This is a genomic window from Herbidospora sp. RD11066, assembly GCF_054661255.1.
Map to the genome: position 1 here is coordinate 706,485 of NZ_BAAGDO010000004.1, position 14,857 is coordinate 721,341.

16 protein-coding genes are annotated in these 14,857 nt (G+C 69.6%); 6 read left to right on the forward strand and 10 right to left on the reverse strand.

Annotated elements, in window-relative coordinates; all coding sequences use genetic code 11:
* The first annotated feature begins 53 nt into the window (after positions 1 to 53).
* The 5 genes from ACYQ78_RS20050 (at position 54) to ACYQ78_RS20070 (ending at position 5,482) form a co-directional block, all read left to right on the forward strand.
* Positions 54 to 1,265, forward strand: a complete 1,212-nt coding sequence (locus ACYQ78_RS20050; protein ID WP_459802375.1) for an ABC transporter substrate-binding protein — start codon at positions 54 to 56, stop codon at positions 1,263 to 1,265.
* 4 nt (positions 1,266 to 1,269) lie between these two features.
* Positions 1,270 to 2,121 carry an ABC transporter permease gene (locus tag ACYQ78_RS20055; RefSeq protein ID WP_459802376.1) on the forward strand — a complete coding sequence of 284 codons (852 nt, stop codon included), beginning with the start codon at positions 1,270 to 1,272 and terminating at the stop codon, positions 2,119 to 2,121.
* Entirely contained in the window at positions 2,118 to 2,906 is a 789-nt protein-coding gene (locus ACYQ78_RS20060; RefSeq protein WP_459802377.1) for an ABC transporter permease, read from the forward strand. Before ACYQ78_RS20055 ends, ACYQ78_RS20060 begins: the two co-directional genes overlap by 4 nt.
* 257 nt (positions 2,907 to 3,163) lie before the next feature.
* Complete coding sequence (locus ACYQ78_RS20065) at positions 3,164 to 4,561, forward strand: NAD(P)/FAD-dependent oxidoreductase (RefSeq protein WP_459802378.1); 1,398 nt, start codon at positions 3,164 to 3,166, stop codon at positions 4,559 to 4,561.
* A 24-nt stretch (positions 4,562 to 4,585) separates the two neighbouring features.
* Complete coding sequence (locus ACYQ78_RS20070; RefSeq protein ID WP_459802379.1) at positions 4,586 to 5,482, forward strand: alpha/beta hydrolase; 897 nt, start codon at positions 4,586 to 4,588, stop codon at positions 5,480 to 5,482.
* Here the strand turns inward: ACYQ78_RS20070 and ACYQ78_RS20075 are convergent.
* From ACYQ78_RS20075 to ACYQ78_RS20105, 7 genes are all read right to left on the reverse strand, one after another.
* Positions 5,439 to 6,275 (reverse strand): phosphotriesterase family protein, encoded by an 837-nt coding sequence (locus ACYQ78_RS20075; protein WP_459802380.1) that lies wholly within the window; start codon positions 6,273 to 6,275, stop codon positions 5,439 to 5,441. The two genes, ACYQ78_RS20070 and ACYQ78_RS20075, sit on opposite strands and share 44 nt — an antisense overlap.
* 52 nt (positions 6,276 to 6,327) lie before the next feature.
* Complete coding sequence (locus tag ACYQ78_RS20080; protein WP_459802381.1) at positions 6,328 to 6,993, reverse strand: hypothetical protein; 666 nt, start codon at positions 6,991 to 6,993, stop codon at positions 6,328 to 6,330.
* An 84-nt stretch (positions 6,994 to 7,077) separates the two neighbouring features.
* Positions 7,078 to 7,713, reverse strand: coding sequence for a DUF998 domain-containing protein (locus ACYQ78_RS20085; RefSeq protein ID WP_459802382.1), 636 nt, complete (start codon positions 7,711 to 7,713; stop codon positions 7,078 to 7,080).
* 12 nt (positions 7,714 to 7,725) lie between these two features.
* Entirely contained in the window at positions 7,726 to 8,949 is a 1,224-nt protein-coding gene (locus ACYQ78_RS20090) for a glycosyltransferase (protein ID WP_459802383.1), read from the reverse strand.
* 11 nt (positions 8,950 to 8,960) lie between these two features.
* Positions 8,961 to 9,776, reverse strand: a complete 816-nt coding sequence (locus ACYQ78_RS20095) for a DMT family transporter (RefSeq protein ID WP_459802384.1) — start codon at positions 9,774 to 9,776, stop codon at positions 8,961 to 8,963.
* Positions 9,777 to 9,978: 202 nt separating this feature from the next.
* On the reverse strand, positions 9,979 to 10,710 hold the full coding sequence (locus ACYQ78_RS20100; RefSeq protein ID WP_459802385.1) for an SDR family oxidoreductase: 732 nt from the start codon (positions 10,708 to 10,710) through the stop codon (positions 9,979 to 9,981).
* An 11-nt stretch (positions 10,711 to 10,721) separates the two neighbouring features.
* Entirely contained in the window at positions 10,722 to 11,861 is a 1,140-nt protein-coding gene (locus ACYQ78_RS20105; RefSeq protein ID WP_459802386.1) for an MFS transporter, read from the reverse strand.
* A 52-nt stretch (positions 11,862 to 11,913) separates the two neighbouring features.
* Between ACYQ78_RS20105 and ACYQ78_RS20110 the strand changes: the two genes are divergently transcribed.
* On the forward strand, positions 11,914 to 12,855 hold the full coding sequence (locus ACYQ78_RS20110; protein WP_459802387.1) for an ROK family transcriptional regulator: 942 nt from the start codon (positions 11,914 to 11,916) through the stop codon (positions 12,853 to 12,855).
* Here the strand turns inward: ACYQ78_RS20110 and ACYQ78_RS20115 are convergent.
* The 3 genes from ACYQ78_RS20115 to leuE all read right to left on the reverse strand — a co-directional run bounded on the left by ACYQ78_RS20115 (position 12,852) and on the right by leuE (position 14,813).
* Complete coding sequence (locus ACYQ78_RS20115; protein WP_459802388.1) at positions 12,852 to 13,322, reverse strand: TspO/MBR family protein; 471 nt, start codon at positions 13,320 to 13,322, stop codon at positions 12,852 to 12,854. The genes ACYQ78_RS20110 and ACYQ78_RS20115 overlap by 4 nt on opposite strands.
* Positions 13,323 to 13,351: 29 nt before the next feature.
* On the reverse strand, positions 13,352 to 13,981 hold the full coding sequence (locus ACYQ78_RS20120) for a VC0807 family protein (protein ID WP_459802389.1): 630 nt from the start codon (positions 13,979 to 13,981) through the stop codon (positions 13,352 to 13,354).
* Positions 13,982 to 14,174: 193 nt separating this feature from the next.
* Positions 14,175 to 14,813 (reverse strand): leucine efflux protein LeuE, encoded by a 639-nt coding sequence (gene leuE, locus ACYQ78_RS20125; protein ID WP_459802390.1) that lies wholly within the window; start codon positions 14,811 to 14,813, stop codon positions 14,175 to 14,177.
* Positions 14,814 to 14,857 lie beyond the last annotated feature (44 nt).

The following is a 14,857-nucleotide window of genomic DNA, read 5'->3' on the forward strand; positions in this document are numbered from 1 at the left end:
AACGTCAGAAAAGTACAGCTAGGATCGACCGCTCTTCTCCCCTCGGAGCCTTGATGAACAATCCCCTCCTGCGTGGTCTGACGCAGTCCCGATACTCCCGCCGCGACGCCCTCCGCGTGGCCGGTTTCTCCGCCGCCGGGCTGGCACTGGCCGCCTGTGGCGTGCAGGGCCAGAAGCCCCCGGCCGCCGCGCCGAGCGCCGCCGCGAGCGCCGCCGCCGACTTCTGGTCGAGCCAGAAGAAGAACGGCAAGGTCGTCTTCGCGAACTGGCCCGAGTACATGCCCGAGGACCAGGCTCCGCTGAAGCAGTTCCAGCAGGCGACCGGGATCTCGTACGAATACAGCGAGGTCATCCAGGAGAACGCCGAGTTCTTCGGCAAGTCGGAGCCGCAGCTGCGCGCCGGTCAGCCGCTCGGCTACGACATCATCGTGATGACCAACGGGGTCCATCTCGGCAAGATGATCCAGCTCGGCTACCTGACCGCGCTCGATCACAAGCAGCTGCCGAACTTCGCCGCCAACGCCGGCGCCAAGTACAAGAACCCGGCCTACGACGCGAACAACACGTACACGATCCCCTACCAGGCGGGCGTGACGGGCATCGCGTACAACACCAAGTACGTCGACGAGGACATCACCAGCATCCAGTCCCTGTTCGACAAGAAGTACGAGGGCAAGGTCGGCATGATGGCCGACGCGCAGGAGGTCGCCAACTTCGGCATGTTCGCCACCGGAGTCGACCCCGACACGTCGACCCAGGCCGACTGGGAGAAGGCCGCCGCCAAGCTCAAGGAGCAGCGCGACCAGGGCATCGTCCGCAAGTACTACGCGCAGGACTACATCGACGCCGTCGCCAAGGGCGACATCTGGCTGAGCCAGGCCTGGTCGGGCGACGTGTTCCAGCGCCAGCTGGCCGGGGAACCGGTCAAGTTCGTGGTCCCCGACGAGGGCGGCACGATCTGGATCGACAACATGGCGATCCCCAAGGGCGCCGCCAACCCGGTCGACGCGCTGATGCTGATGGACTTCCTCTACAAGCCCGAGGTGGCCGCCGAGCTGACGGCCTACATCCAGTACGTCACCCCGGTGACCGGCGTGCAGGAGATCCTGGCCGCCAAGGACGACAAGGACTCCAAGGCCCTGGCCGAGAGCCCGCTGATCTTCCCCACCGACGCCGACTACGCGAAGCTGCGCAGCTACCGCACCCTGACCAACGCCGAGGAGCCGGTCTTCAACGGGCTCTTCCAGACCATCACCCAGGGCTGACCGAATGAGACGCTGGACGCCTTACTGGCTGGCTCTGCCCGCGTGGCTGTGGCTCGCCATCTTCCTGGTCGTGCCGCTGGTGGCGATGGCCTCGGTCTCGCTGACCACCGGCAACCTGATCGACGGGTTCGCGCAGACGTTCAGCGTCTCCAACTATTCGGACGCGATCTCGAAGTACAGCACGCAGTTCCTGCGCTCGCTGCTGTACGGCGGCATCGCGACGGTGATCATGCTGGTGCTCGGCTATCCGGTGGCCTACTGGATCGCCTTCAAGGCCGGGCACCGCAAGTCGTTCTTCCTGTTCCTGCTGCTGCTGCCGTTCTTCGTGTCGTTCGTGCTCCGGACGATCTCGTGGGGCTTCCTGCTCGCCGACGACGGCATCCTGTTCGGCACGCTGAAGGGCTGGGGCCTGCTGCCCGCCGACTTCCACGTGCTGGCCACGACGGTGGCGGTGATCGGCGGCCTGGTCTACAACTTCCTGCCGTTCATGATCCTGCCGATCTACGTCGCGCTGGAGCGGGTCAACCCCACGGTCATCGAGGCCGCCTACGACCTCTACGCCTCCCGGTTCTCGACCTTCCGCCGGGTGGTGCTGCCGCTGTCGCTGCCCGGTGTGTTCGCCGGGGTCCTGATGACGTTCGTGCCGGCCACGGCCGACCCGATCAACGCGCAGGTCCTGGGCGGCACCGGCAACACGATGATCGGCAACATCGTGCAGACCGAATATCTGGTCAACAGCAACTACCCGACCGCCTCGGCGATCTCGTTCACCCTGATGGCCGTGCTCCTGATCGGCATCTTCATCTACGCGCGTGCGCTCGGCACCGAGAACGTCCTGGAGGCGGCGGCCCGATGAGAGGCAAACTCGGTGATCGCGCGCTCTACGTCTACACGTGGCTGATCATCATCTGGCTGTCGTCGCCCATCGCGGTGATGATCCTGTTCGGCTTCAACGACAAGCAGTCGAAGTCGAACACCTCGTGGCAGGGCTTCACGCTCAAGTGGTACCAGCAGTTGTTCGCCATCGACGGCCTCACCGAGGCGCTGCGCAACACGCTGCTGATCGCCGTGATCAGCACGGTGCTGGCGACCGTCCTGGGCACGCTGCTGGGCCTGGCGGTCGGACGCTACCGCTTCCGCGGCAAGGGCGTCACCGACTTCCTGATCTTCGCGGCGATCTCCACGCCCGAGCTCGTCATGGGCGCCTCGCTGCTGTCGCTGTTCGTGTCGGCCAACTCGCCGCGCGGCCACATCACGATCATCATCGCGCACACCCTCTTCTCCCTCGCGTTCGTCGTGGTGACGGTGCGGGCCCGGGTGGTCGGTCTCGACCCCTCGCTGGAGGAGGCCGCGCGTGACCTCGGCGCCGGGACGTGGACGACGTTCCGCCTGGTCACGCTGCCCTCGATCATGCCGGGCGTACTGGCGGGCGGCATGCTCGCCTTCGCGCTGTCGATCGACGACTACGTCGTGACGAGTTTCGTCAACGGCTCGACCCAGACGTTCCCGCTGTGGATCATCGGTGCCGTCAAGGTGGGCATCCCGCCGCAAGTGAACGTGATGGGAACCCTTATCTTTGGTATTGGCGTACTGCTTGCCGTGGTCAATGCCGTGTCCGCCCGAAGGAAGACGACCCACTAAGGGACGTGAAATGTGTGAGCCCCTCGCACAGCCGCACCGCCAGTAGTCCCGTCGGCGTATCCGCCGCCCCCACCTGATCTGACGCCGCCGAGCCCCGTTGAGCCATGCTCCGGGGCCATGCGTGTTTCCCCGTGCCCGGTGTGACGTTCCGTCGCGCCGTGATTTTCCGTACCCCCAGAAAAGAGACCTTGAATGCTGACGCGTACCGCAAAAATTGTCGCAGTCCCCGCCGGTGACGAACCCGTGTTGAGGCGATGATGGATCCCCGACGCGCACTGGCCGACGCCGAGCGCAGGCCCTACTGGCTGCACGAAGACCCTCTTGAGCCGGAGACGCTGCCGCGTCTGTTCGGCCACACCACCGCCGACCTGGCTATCGTCGGCGGCGGCTTCTCCGGTCTGTGGACCGCCCTACTGGCCAAGGAGCGCGACCCCAAACGCGACGTCGTCCTGCTCGAAGGCCAGACGGTCGGCTGGGCCGCCACCGGCCGCAACGGCGGCTTCTGCCACGCGAGCCTGACCCACGGCCTGGGCAACGGGCTGGAGCGGTGGCCGTACGAGATCGCCGACCTGCACCGGATGGGCATCGAGAACTTCAACGAGATCGAAGAGACGATCAAGCGCTACGGCATCGACTGCTCCTTCGAGCGCACCGGCGAGATGAACGTCGCCACCGAGCCGTGGCAGGTCGAGGAGATGCACGAGGTCCACACGATCGGGCGCGAGCTCGGCATGGACATCCAGTATCTCGACCAGGACGAGGTCAGGGCCGAGGTCAACTCCCCGACCTACATCGCCGGCGTCTGGGAACGCGGCGAGTGCGCCATGATCGACCCCGCCCGCCTGGCCTGGGGCCTGCGCCAGGCGTGTCTGAAGCTCGGGGTCCGCATGTTCGAGCACTCGCCGGTCCGCGAGATCACCACTCTCGGCCCGTCGCTCCAGCTCAAGTCCGTGTACGGAACCGTGCGCGCCCGCCGGGTCGCTTTGGGCACCGGTGTGTTCTCCCCGCTGCTGCGCCGGTTGAAGTACTACGTCGTCCCCGTCTACGACTACGCCCTGATGACCGAGCCGCTGAGCCAGGACCAGCTCGACTCGATCGGCTGGAAGAACCGGCAGGGCATGGGCGACTCGGCCAACCAGTTCCACTACTACCGGCTGACCGACGACAACAGCATCCTGTGGGGCGGCTACGACGCCGTCTACTACAACGGCGGTCAGGTCCGCACCGGCTACGACCAGCGCGACACCACGTTCACCACGCTGGCCGAGCACTTCTACGAGACGTTCCCGCAGCTGGAGGACGTGCGGTTCTCCCACAAGTGGGGTGGCGTCATCGACACGTGCAGCCGCTTCTCCGCCTTCTTCGGCACCGCCTACGGCACCCGCCTCGCCTACGCCGTCGGCTACACGGGCCTCGGGGTGGCGGCCACCCGGTTCGGCGCCAACGTCATGCTCGACCTCCTCGACGGGCGCGACACCGAACGGACCCGGCTCCACATGGTGCGCCAGAAGCCGGTGCCGTTCCCGCCCGAGCCCGTGCGGTCGGGGGTGATCCAGCTGACCCGATGGTCGCTGGCCCAGGCCGACGCCAACGGCGGACGCCGCAACATGTGGCTGCGCACCCTCGACCGGTTCGGGCTGGGATTCGACTCGTGAGATCCCGTCGTCAAGACTGAGGGGATGAGAGTCGAGTTCACCGCAGGCACCCTCCGGCTCGTCGGCGAGCTGAGGGTGCCCACGGGCCCGGGTCCCCACCCGGCGCTCGTCTTCACCGGCCCCTTCACCGGGGTGAAAGAGCAGGTCACCGGCCTGTACGCCGAGCGTCTCAGCGCCCTCGGCTACGTCACGCTGGCCTTCGACCACCGCAACTGGGGTGAGTCCGACGGCCAGCCCCGCCGTCATGAGGACCCGCAGGGCAAGCTCGAAGACCTGCGGGCCGCGGTGAGCTACCTGCGTTCCCGCCCCGAGGTACGGCCCGACGCGATCGGCGCGGTCGGCATCTGCCTCGGCGGCGGCTACGCGCTGAAGTTCGCCGCCTTCGACCCCCGGGTGCGGCTGTTCGTCGGCATCGCCGGGGGCTACAACAGCCCCTACACGATGCGGTCGGGCGAGTGGTGGCCCGGCGCGCTGAAGGCGTTCACCGAGGTGCTCGAGAAACAGGACCAGGGGGCGCGCCCCGAATACGTCCCGGCGGTGGGCGGCCCCGACGCCGCGATGGCCGGCGACGAGCCGTTCCAGTACTACGGCACCGAGCGGGGCGAGGCGCCCGGCTGGGTCAACGAGGTGACGAGGGCCTCGTTGCGCGAGCTGATCACGATGGACAACATGATGGGCGCCGACTTCCTGTCGCCGAAACCGGCGCTACTGGTCCACGGAGTGGTCGACGCCTTCTGCGCCCCCGAGGGCGCCCACGAGGCGCACGCCCGGCTGTCGGAGCCGAAGAAGCTGGTCTGGCTCGACGCCAAACTGCACATCGACCTGTACGACGCCGAGCCCTACGTCACCCAGGCGGTGGAGGCCGTGGGCGAGTTCCTCAGCGTCCACCTGCCAGCCACCGCACGGGGTTCACACGGGTGACCAGGTCGGGCACGCCCTCGACGTCGAACAGCTTCGCGTACCCCTCGCCGCCGTAGGGGGCCAGCTGGCCCCGGCGGGTGATCCCGGCGCTGAACAGCACCCGCTCGCCGTGCCCGGCGTCGAGCAGGGTGAACACGTCGTCGGGGCAGGTGACGGTGACGTAGGCGCCGGTCTCGCAGATCTTGCGCTGGGCCAGCGGGTCGGCGGTCCTGACGTTGACCCGCTTCGGCGGCACCTTGTGGTGCAGCAGCGTCTCCAGCAGCGCCAGGCCGCTGGTCGCGAGGGGCAGGTCGGTGCGCAGCGAGGCGCGGGCGGCGGCGACGGTGGCGCGTTCCTCGGCCGGGGTGGGCGTCTCGTCGTGCGAGGCGGTGACGATGAGCCCGGGGCGGGCCGAGGTGCCGTCGAGCCCGACGCCGATCTCCCGCAGCAGGTCGCCGGTCAGGTCGTCGACCCCGGCGCGCTTGATCAGTTCCCCGGCGAACGGCTCCGGCCCGAACCCGGTCGCCGCGACCACGGAGACCCGGCTGCCCGCCGCCATGCGGGTGAGCGCGGTCGTGTCGCGCCCCATGCCGAGGCCGGTGTGGTCGACGATCAGCGACAGGCCGTGGGCCTTGTTGAGGCGGGTCAGCTCGGCGGTGACGTGGCCCTCTTCGTCCAGCCAGCGTTCCGGATCGGACTCGACCCCGACACCCCAGCGGGTGTCGGCCCGCAGGGTCTCCCACGGGAGCACGGGACCTTCGACGGAACTGACCGGGACGGTCCCGGCGACGGTCTGGATACGAGCCTCGAACATGACCGGACATTAGCCGATTTTGAGGCGTGATCAGGCCATTCTTGGGATTCCTTTACCCCGGAGTATGCGTGTTTGTCGGCTTGGCGCTCTCGCAGGCGGGTGACGCCGGGTCCTTCACGACGGTGATCTCGTCGAGGAGCTGCGCCTCGTCCGGCACTGCCGGTGGCGGGCTGCCGCCGGGCGCCCAGTAGACCCTGAGCTCGTATTCGTGATCGGCGTCGCGGGGGTCGTCGGCGCCGACGCGCACTGGTATCCGCCAGCCCCCGTCGTCGGCGGGCCGCAACTCGTGGACGCCCTCGCCGACGACGACCAGCCACAGGGTCCCGGTGTCGGGTGGGATGGCGGTGCCGGTGACGGTCGTACAGGTCGGAGTGAACCCGCCGTCGACGGGATGGGTGATGTGCACCATCCCGTAGCTGACCGCGAGCGGCGCCCGCGTCGCGGCGGCGACCTGGGGGGTGACCCCGGCATTGCGCACCAGCGTGACGGCCAGCCCGGCGGTCATCAAGGCGAATCCGGCGACGACAAAAGGTATAAGTCTGGATTTGGTGGATTTGTTGGAAAGGGCGACCACTAAAAGCACCAAGGCGGCGAACCCGGCCAATAAGCTCACCGGTCCGAGGTATTTGTCGGACACATCCGAATCGGCGAACCACCAGGTCACCGCCACCGCAGCTCCGAAAACGGCAGCCGCCACCCGGGCGGCGATGCTTTCCATGAAAGGGAGTATGGGGTAATCGCCGCAGATCATTTGGGAAAATCTGATTCACCGCCCCTTTCGTGAAAAAGGGGCGGTGAATGGTCAGCCGTTCAGCGCGTGCTGCGGCTGCTGCGCCGTGGCGAGCGGGCGCCGGACGGCCCTGCCCACGTTCGCCAGGGCGATCACCAGGAAGATCTCCAGCACGACCACGACCCGCTCCAGCAGCCCGAAGTAGGTCTCGCCGCCGACCAGTGCCGACACCGGCGACGACGGGTGGCTCAGCAGGTAGGCGGCCAGGACGACGCCGCTCGCGCGGGCCAGCAGGCCCACCGCCCCGAGCGGCCCCCGCCGCGTCAGGATCCAGCCGGCCACCGGGAGCGCGGTGAACACCGCGGCGGTCGACCAGCGGTGGATCTCCCCGCCCAGGCTCATCACGTCGACGACCGGGTCGGTCGGGAAGATGGTGCCCAGCACCAGCCCGGCCGCCGCGATGATCAGGAGCACCCGGGTGGCGGCGGTGCGCGACGGGTCGAAGCGGGTGAGCGTCCAGGCGGTCGCGACGCAGCCGGCCGCCAGGGCCATCATGCCGAGCGCGAAGATCGTCTCGGTGGTCGTGCCGACGAGGGCGTAGTCGCTCAGCAGGCCGGTCATCGGGTCGATGAGGTCGAAGAAGAACAGGTGCAGGGCCAGCATCAGGAGCAGGGCCGTCGCCGGACCGGCCGTGGCCAGCAGGATCATGGTTCCCCCGGATCAGTGGACAGCGGATATGGGTGCGCGGTGCACGAGTTCCCCGTAGATCGCCTCGAAACGGGCGAGCGACTGCTCGTGGGTGTGGGTCGTGGCCAGCGAGAGGCTCGCCTTGGCCATCGCGGCGCGCTCTTCGGGGTGGGTCAGGATGAACTTGAGGTGGCGGGCCAGCTCGGAGATGTCCCCGTGCGTGTAGAGGTGGCCGTTGCCCTCGATGAGGTGCGGCAGCGCCATCGCGTTGGCGGCGACGACCGGCAGGCCGCTCGCCATCGCCTCCAGGGTGGCGATGCTCTGGAGTTCGGCCGTGCCGGGCATGCAGAACACGTCGGCGACGGCGTACGCCTGGGGGAGGTCCGCGTCGGCGACGAAGCCGAGGAACTTCACGTTGTCCCCGGCGCCGACCCGGTGGGCCAGCTTCTCCAGGGTCTCGCGGCGGTTGCCCTGGCCGACGAAGACGGCCTGGCAGTCGAGGTCGTTGAGCAGCTTCGGCAGCGCCAGCACGATCTCTTCGAGGTGCTTCTCCTCGTCGAGGCGGCCGACGAACAGGATCGTCGGACGCTCCGGGACGCCGAACCGGCGGCGTGCCCAGGCCTGCGGCTGCGGGTGGAACCGGGACAGGTCGATGCCGCACGACACCGGCTCGACCTTCTTGTGCAGGCCCTTGGCCGACAGCAGGTCGGCGGCCAGCGGGGTCGGGGTGGTGACGTGGTCGGCCCGCTCGAAGATCCGGTTGAGGTCCTTCCAGGCCAGCTCGCCCACCCGGCGGCGCAGCCGGGTGGGCACCCCGGTGAACTGGAACAGGTTGTCCGGCATGAAGTGGTTGGTGGCCACCACGGGCAGCCCGGCCCGCTGGGCGGCGGCCACGGCCGAGCGGCCGACCACGAAGTGGCCCTGGGTGTGCACGACGTCGGGGGCGATGCGCCGCACCAGCCGGTCCATCGTGCGGCCGAGCCCGGCCGGGACGGTGAACCGCATCGTCGGGTGGACCAGCAGGCGGGCCGACCTCAGCCGGTGCACGAGCACGCCGTCCATCACGTCGGTGACCGGCGGGCCGTCGTCGGAGGAGCAGACGACGTGCACCTCGGTCCCCCGGGCCGCCAGGCCCGAGGCCAGGCGGTGGGTGAAGTAGGCGGCGCCGTTGACGTCCGGCGGGTAGGTGTCGGACGCGATCAGCACCCGGCGGGGGCGGGACTGCGCTACCGACGCCTCGGCGAGGGTGAGGCTCATGGGGGCTCCGTTCACCTTGACAGGGGGGTGGTTCTGGCGAGCGCGACCGTTCCGGCCGCGGCCAGCGCCGCCGCGGCGGTCGCGGCCAGGCCGTTGGCGGGGAGGGGTTCACCGAGCAGCAGCGCGCCGAAGGACACCGCGGTCACCGGGTCGGTGACCTGCAACGCCGCGAAGGCCACGCCGAAGTGCCCGATCGCGTACGCCTTCTGGAGCAGCATCAGCGCTCCGACCAGCGGGATCGGCAGGGCCAGCGCGAACCAGAGCTGGGCCGGCCAGCCGTCGGCGATGACCCGCATCAGGGTGGACGCGGCGCCGTACATGATCCCGGCGGAGACGGCCAGCAGGGCGGTGCGCCCGGGTGGCCCGATCCGGGTGGCGGCGGCCAGGCAGAGGAGGGCGGCGGCGCCCGCCAGGCCCAGCATCAGCGTGACCTCGGCGCCGGTCATGCTCGGTGGTTGCGACGGCACCGGCACCATCAGGACCAGGGAGATGAGGCCGATCGCGACCATCGCCCCGGCCGCCAGCTCACGGCCGGAGGTCTTCCGGCCGTGCAGGGCGGCGGCGATGGGGAGGGCGAACAGCAGGCTGGCCACGCCCATCGGCTGCACGATCGTCAGCGGGCCGATGCTCAGCGCGTAGATGTGCAGGAGCCCGCCCAGGGCGATCACCGCTCCGCCGATGACCCAGCGTGGCCGGCGCAGCAGCACCAGCACGCGGGGTTCGTTCGCGGTCGCTGCGACGTGCTGCTGGAGCGCGGCGCCGAGGGCGAAGAAGAGCGAACCGGCCAGGGCTACGGCCGCCGACGGCGCTGCCGCGAGCATGCTCATGGTGCGGACTCCTCTCCCCTGGATGAAGCCATGGCACGGTGGCCGGAACGCCGCGAAATGGCGTCCGGTTCGGGAACTCGTGGGGGATTTCCGCTGTCGTGCCTGACTGCTTACCCGCAGCCTGATTCATCCGGGATGGAGATCCATCCGGGATCGCCCCTGAGATGACGGCCCGTCATCCCTGGGGCGACCCGGGGGGTGTTCAGCTCATCGTCTTGCCGCCGTTGACGGCGATCCGCTGCCCGGTGACGAACCGGGAGGCGTCGGAGGCGAAGAACGCGACCGTGTCGGCGACGTCGGCGGGCGTGCCCATGCGGGGGAGCGCGAGGGTCTTCCGGTACGACTCCAGGCCGTCGGCCGCGACGTCCGCGTGGCGTTCGACGGGGATCCAGCCGGGTTCGACGGTGTTCACGGTGATGCCGTGGGGGCCGAGGGCGCGGGCCCAGGAACGGGTCAGGCCGTGCATGGCCATCTTGGCGGCGACGTACTGGGCGAACTCGGGATTGCCCAGGTCGGCGACCTCGCTGCCGATGTTGACGATCCGGCCGGTCCCGGCGGCCTTCATCGCGGGCAGCACCGCCTGGAGGATCAGCAGCGGCGCCTTGACGAAGAACCTCAGCTGGTCGAGATGGTCGTCCCAGGTCTGGTCCTCGACCGGGATCTCCGGCTGCGGCCCGGTCGCGTTGTTGACCACGACGGTGATCGGCCCGGCGGCGGCCAGCGCGGTGGCGACCTCCTCCTCGGACGTCACGTCGAACCGGACGATCTCGATCGAGTGACCCTGAGATCTCACCCGGTCGGCCACGGCGGAGGCCCCCGCCGTGTCGTGGGCGTAGTTGAGCAGGACGTGCCACCCGTCGGCGGCGAGACGTCCGGCGATCACGGCGCCGAGCCCGCGGCTGGCACCGGTGACGAGAGCGGTTCCGAGAGACACGAGCGGTCCTTTCACACGGGGACGGGGACGGGTGCCGATACTCGCGGACGCAGCACCGGCGCCGCCAGCGCGATCGCCCCGGCGGCCACGGCCACCAGCAGGAACGACACGCGGGGCGAGAAGGCGTCGGCGACCACGCCGAACAGCGTGGGCCCGCCGAGCCCGGCGAACAGCGCGAACGAGGCGACCCCGGAGATCCCCTCCCCGGGCGTGGGCGCCGCGTCGGCCCCGGCGCTGAACGCCTGCGGCACCACGCTCGCCAGCCCCAGCCCGACCAGCGCGAACCCGACCCCGGCCACCCACGTGACCGGCGCCAGCACGACCATCAGCCCACCGGCCACCCCGGTCAGCGCGCCGATCCGGACGGTCTTCACGACCCCGAGCCGTACGATCACCGGAACCGAGCACAGCCGCGAGACCGCCGCCGTGCAGGCGAACGCGACGTAGGCCAGCGCGCTGGCCAGTTCGTCGGCGCCGGTCACGTCGCGCACGTAGATGCCCGACCAGTTGCCGACCGAGCTCTCGGCGAAGGAGGAGCAGAAGGCCACCAGGCCGATCGCGAGCACCGGCCGGGTCGGCAGGGCGAACCGTCGCGCGGGGGCGGCGTGGGAGTCAGGTCGTACCGGCAGGAAACGGGCGGCCAGCGCGGCGCCGCCCGCCGTCACGACCGCGACGGCGCCCAGGTGGAGCGGCGCGTGGACGTCGAACGAGGTGGCGAGGGCGCCGCCACCGGCGCCGGCGAGCAGGCCGACCGACCACATGCCGTGCAGACGCGTCATGATCGGTTGCCCGGCGGCCTTCTCGATGCCGGACGCCTCGGCGTTGACGGCGATGTTGGAGGCGGAGGTGGCCGCGCCGTAGAGGGCGAGGGTCAGGCCGAGGACGGGAAGGTTGGGGGAGAGGGCGGGCAGGGCGACGGTGAGGCAGAAGATCGGGATCAGGATCGCGGTGGCGCTCCTGGCTCCTAATCTGGCCAGCAGCGGCCCGGCGGCGATCAGTCCGGCGACCGATCCGGCCGCAGTCAGCAGCAGGACGAGACCGAGGGTGGTGGCCGACAGATCCAGGTTCTCCTGGATCCAGGGGATGCGCGTGGACCAGCTTCCGGCCACGAGCCCGTGGCACAGGAAGACCAGTGAGATCGCGCGACGCATGTCGTACTCCAGAAATCGAGGGGTACGATCAAATTAACAGTTAGGCTTCCTGATGATTAAGGCGACCCCCCGCACCGCGCGGGCGATCAACGACCGCATGGCGCTCGACCTGCTGGTCGACATGGGCCCGTTGACCGCTCCGCAACTGCGCGAGCTGACCGGCCTGTCCCGGCCGTCGGTCTCCGACCTGATCGAACGCCTCCACTGCGCCGAACTGATCGAACCGGCCGGGGAGACGGGCGCCGACCGGCGGGGCCCCAACGCGCGCCTGTGGCGGGTGGCGGCCTCCCGCGCCCACGTGGTCGGCGTCGACGTGCGCCCGGGACACGTGAGCGTGGTGTGCGCCGACCTCGCGGGGGAGACGGTCGACGAGCAGGTCATCGAGGGACGGCCGGGAATCGTCGCCGCCGTGCGCGCGGTGACCAGGAACCCGCTGCACACCGTCGTCGTCGGCGCCCCCGGCCACGGCTCCCGCGACGCCTCGGCCGAACAGAGCGAGCTGGGCGTGCGCGTGGTGATCGAGAACGAGGCCAACCTGGCGGCGGTCGCCGAACACCGGGCCGGGGCGGCGGTCGGCCGCGCCGACTTCGCCCTCCTCTGGCTCGACGCCGGCACCGGCGGCGCGCTGGTCCTCGACCACAAGCTGCGCCGGGGCGTCTCGGGCGCGGCCGGGGAGGTCGGTTTCCTCCCGCTGCGCGGCGGCGGCCTGCACACCCTCGTCACCGAGGCGCCCGGCTCACCCGGCGCGCTGGCCGAGCGCATCGCCCTGGGTGTGGCCACGATCGTGGAGGTCGTCGACCCGGGCATGGTCGTGCTCGGCGGCGGCGTCGGCCACGCGGGCGGTCCCGATCTGGCTGGACGGGTCCAGCGCGCCGTCGAGGAGATCTGCCCCGTGGCGGTGGAGGTGCGGGCGAGCGAGGTGGCCGACAACCCCGTGCTGCTCGGCGCGACGCTGCTGGCCCTCGACGCGGCCAGGGACGAGATCTTCGGCTAGTTCGACGTCCAGATGGCCAGGTTGAGCGCCCCGGCGTAGGTCACCCAGAGCAGATAGGGCACCAGCAGCCATCCCGCGACCGGCCGTCGCCGCAGGAACATCACGAGGGTCACCAGGATCGCCACCCACAGCAGCGAGATGTCGGCGAACGCCGTCCCGTAGAGCCCGGCGCCGAAGAACAACGGCGTCCACAGGGCGTTGAGAACGAGCTGGATCGCGTACGGCACCAACGAGGCGTCGAGCCCGCGCGCCTCCCAGACCAGCCAGCCGGAGATCGCGATCAGGAGGTAGAGCACCGTCCAGGCCGGGCCGAAGAGCCACTGCGGCGGGGCCCACGAGGGCAGTTCGAGCCGGGAGTACACGGCTCCCGCGTTGGCGGCGGCCAGCCCGCCGACCACCGCGACCAGCGCCACGGCCAGCGCGAACACGAGGAGACCGGGCCAGCGGTGACGGGTCAGAGTGCTCATGGAGCCACCCCTGCCCGCGAGGGCTCAGGTCAAGCGGGCTCGGCGTGCATCCGGTTCAGCACCCGCTTGAACGCCCAGATCGACCCGGCGAACGCCACTCCGGTGATCAGGGCCACCGCCGAGGTGCGCACCAGCAGATAGGTCGACACCGAGTTGTGCAGCAGCAGCCAGATGCTCACGGCGGAGTTGCACAGCAGCACGAACGCCCACAGCAGGGTGATCCGCGCGAAGAACTGCCGCATCCGCGCGTGCTTCAGCACGAACTGCGGCAGGTGGATGTAGTCGAGCGTCAGCCGCTGGACCAGCGGCTTGTTCAGTCGCACCGACGCCAGGAAGGCCATCGCGATGCAGATCGTGCCGAGCTCGGGCTGGATGAAGTAGACGACGGCGTCCCCGCTCCACCACCCCAGCAGCGCCCGCACGGTGATCGCGATCGCCGCCAGCACCATGGTCCCGGGCACCGGCCGCCGGCGCACCAGGCGGTAGGCGACCCCGATGTAGACCCAGGAGACGGCGGCGATGAGGCCGCCGTCGAGCCCGAGCAGAGCGAAGGCCGTGTAGAACACGACCAGTGGAGCGACCACCCCTTCAAGCAGCCGGGGAACCGCGGTCCGGAGCAGCGCGGTCAACCGGGGCAGGGCGAATTGCGGGTGGTTCATGCTGCTCCTTTGGGCGTCGGAGCACCGACGCTAAAGCTTCAGCGCCTACCCGTGGGGTGGTGTGTGAAAACCCGTTGGGAAGGTCGTGGCCGATCCGTTACAGTACCCGACCCCTAGGGGTGTCCGGGCTTACCCCTTAAGGGACGTGTGTCGGGTAAGGGGGATGTAACGCTTTCGGCCAGAAGTGGTTGATCTACCCCAAACTCGTCGTCGCCAGCTTCGCCCCGAAGCCCAGGAAGACCGCGCCCACACCGGTTGTGAGCCCTGCCGACAGCACCCGGCGCCGCTTGAACTGACCGGCCAGGAACGTCCCGCCGAAGATCAACGCCGACAGGTAGAGCACCGAGAAGATTTGCAGGATCGCGCCCAGGATGAGGAACGACAGGGCGGGTGCGGCGTACCCCGGGTCGACGAACTGGATGAAGAACGACACGAAGAACAGGATCGCCTTCGGGTTCAGCAGGCTGATGACCAGCGCCTTGCGGAACGGATCCGGAGAGGGCGCGGGGGCCTCGACGCCGCCGGTCATGGTCTTGGTCCGCCACGCGCCCCAGATCATGGAGAGCCCGATGTAGGCCAGGTAGGCCGCGCCGGCGTACTTGACGATCGTGAAGACCAGTTCGTTGGTCGTGAGCAGGGTGGCCGCGCCCGCCGCGGTGGCGAACATCAGGACCGTGTCGCCGATGAAGACGCCGGCCGCCGCGCGATAGGCGTCGCGGACGCCGCGCTGGGCGGCGGTGGAGAGCACGAACAGGGAGTTCGGGCCGGGGAGGAGGACGATCAGGAACGCGCCGATGACATAAGTCCATATGTCGGTGATGCCGAAGAACACGTGGTCACGATACTCCCGCCCGCTTTACCGACAATCCCTATTTG

Coding starts and splice junctions, on each gene's coding strand:
- ACYQ78_RS20050 (WP_459802375.1), top strand. CDS start 54: ATGAACAATCCCCTCCTGCGTGGTCTGACGCAGTCCCGATACTCCCGC.
- ACYQ78_RS20055 (WP_459802376.1), top strand. CDS start 1,270: ATGAGACGCTGGACGCCTTACTGGCTGGCTCTGCCCGCGTGGCTGTGG.
- ACYQ78_RS20060 (WP_459802377.1), top strand. CDS start 2,118: ATGAGAGGCAAACTCGGTGATCGCGCGCTCTACGTCTACACGTGGCTG.
- ACYQ78_RS20065 (WP_459802378.1), top strand. CDS start 3,164: ATGGATCCCCGACGCGCACTGGCCGACGCCGAGCGCAGGCCCTACTGG.
- ACYQ78_RS20070 (WP_459802379.1), top strand. CDS start 4,586: ATGAGAGTCGAGTTCACCGCAGGCACCCTCCGGCTCGTCGGCGAGCTG.
- ACYQ78_RS20075 (WP_459802380.1), bottom strand. CDS start 6,275: ATGTTCGAGGCTCGTATCCAGACCGTCGCCGGGACCGTCCCGGTCAGT.
- ACYQ78_RS20080 (WP_459802381.1), bottom strand. CDS start 6,993: ATGGAAAGCATCGCCGCCCGGGTGGCGGCTGCCGTTTTCGGAGCTGCG.
- ACYQ78_RS20085 (WP_459802382.1), bottom strand. CDS start 7,713: ATGATCCTGCTGGCCACGGCCGGTCCGGCGACGGCCCTGCTCCTGATG.
- ACYQ78_RS20090 (WP_459802383.1), bottom strand. CDS start 8,949: ATGAGCCTCACCCTCGCCGAGGCGTCGGTAGCGCAGTCCCGCCCCCGC.
- ACYQ78_RS20095 (WP_459802384.1), bottom strand. CDS start 9,776: ATGAGCATGCTCGCGGCAGCGCCGTCGGCGGCCGTAGCCCTGGCCGGT.
- ACYQ78_RS20105 (WP_459802386.1), bottom strand. CDS start 11,861: ATGCGTCGCGCGATCTCACTGGTCTTCCTGTGCCACGGGCTCGTGGCC.
- ACYQ78_RS20110 (WP_459802387.1), top strand. CDS start 11,914: ATGATTAAGGCGACCCCCCGCACCGCGCGGGCGATCAACGACCGCATG.
- ACYQ78_RS20115 (WP_459802388.1), bottom strand. CDS start 13,322: ATGAGCACTCTGACCCGTCACCGCTGGCCCGGTCTCCTCGTGTTCGCG.
- ACYQ78_RS20120 (WP_459802389.1), bottom strand. CDS start 13,981: ATGAACCACCCGCAATTCGCCCTGCCCCGGTTGACCGCGCTGCTCCGG.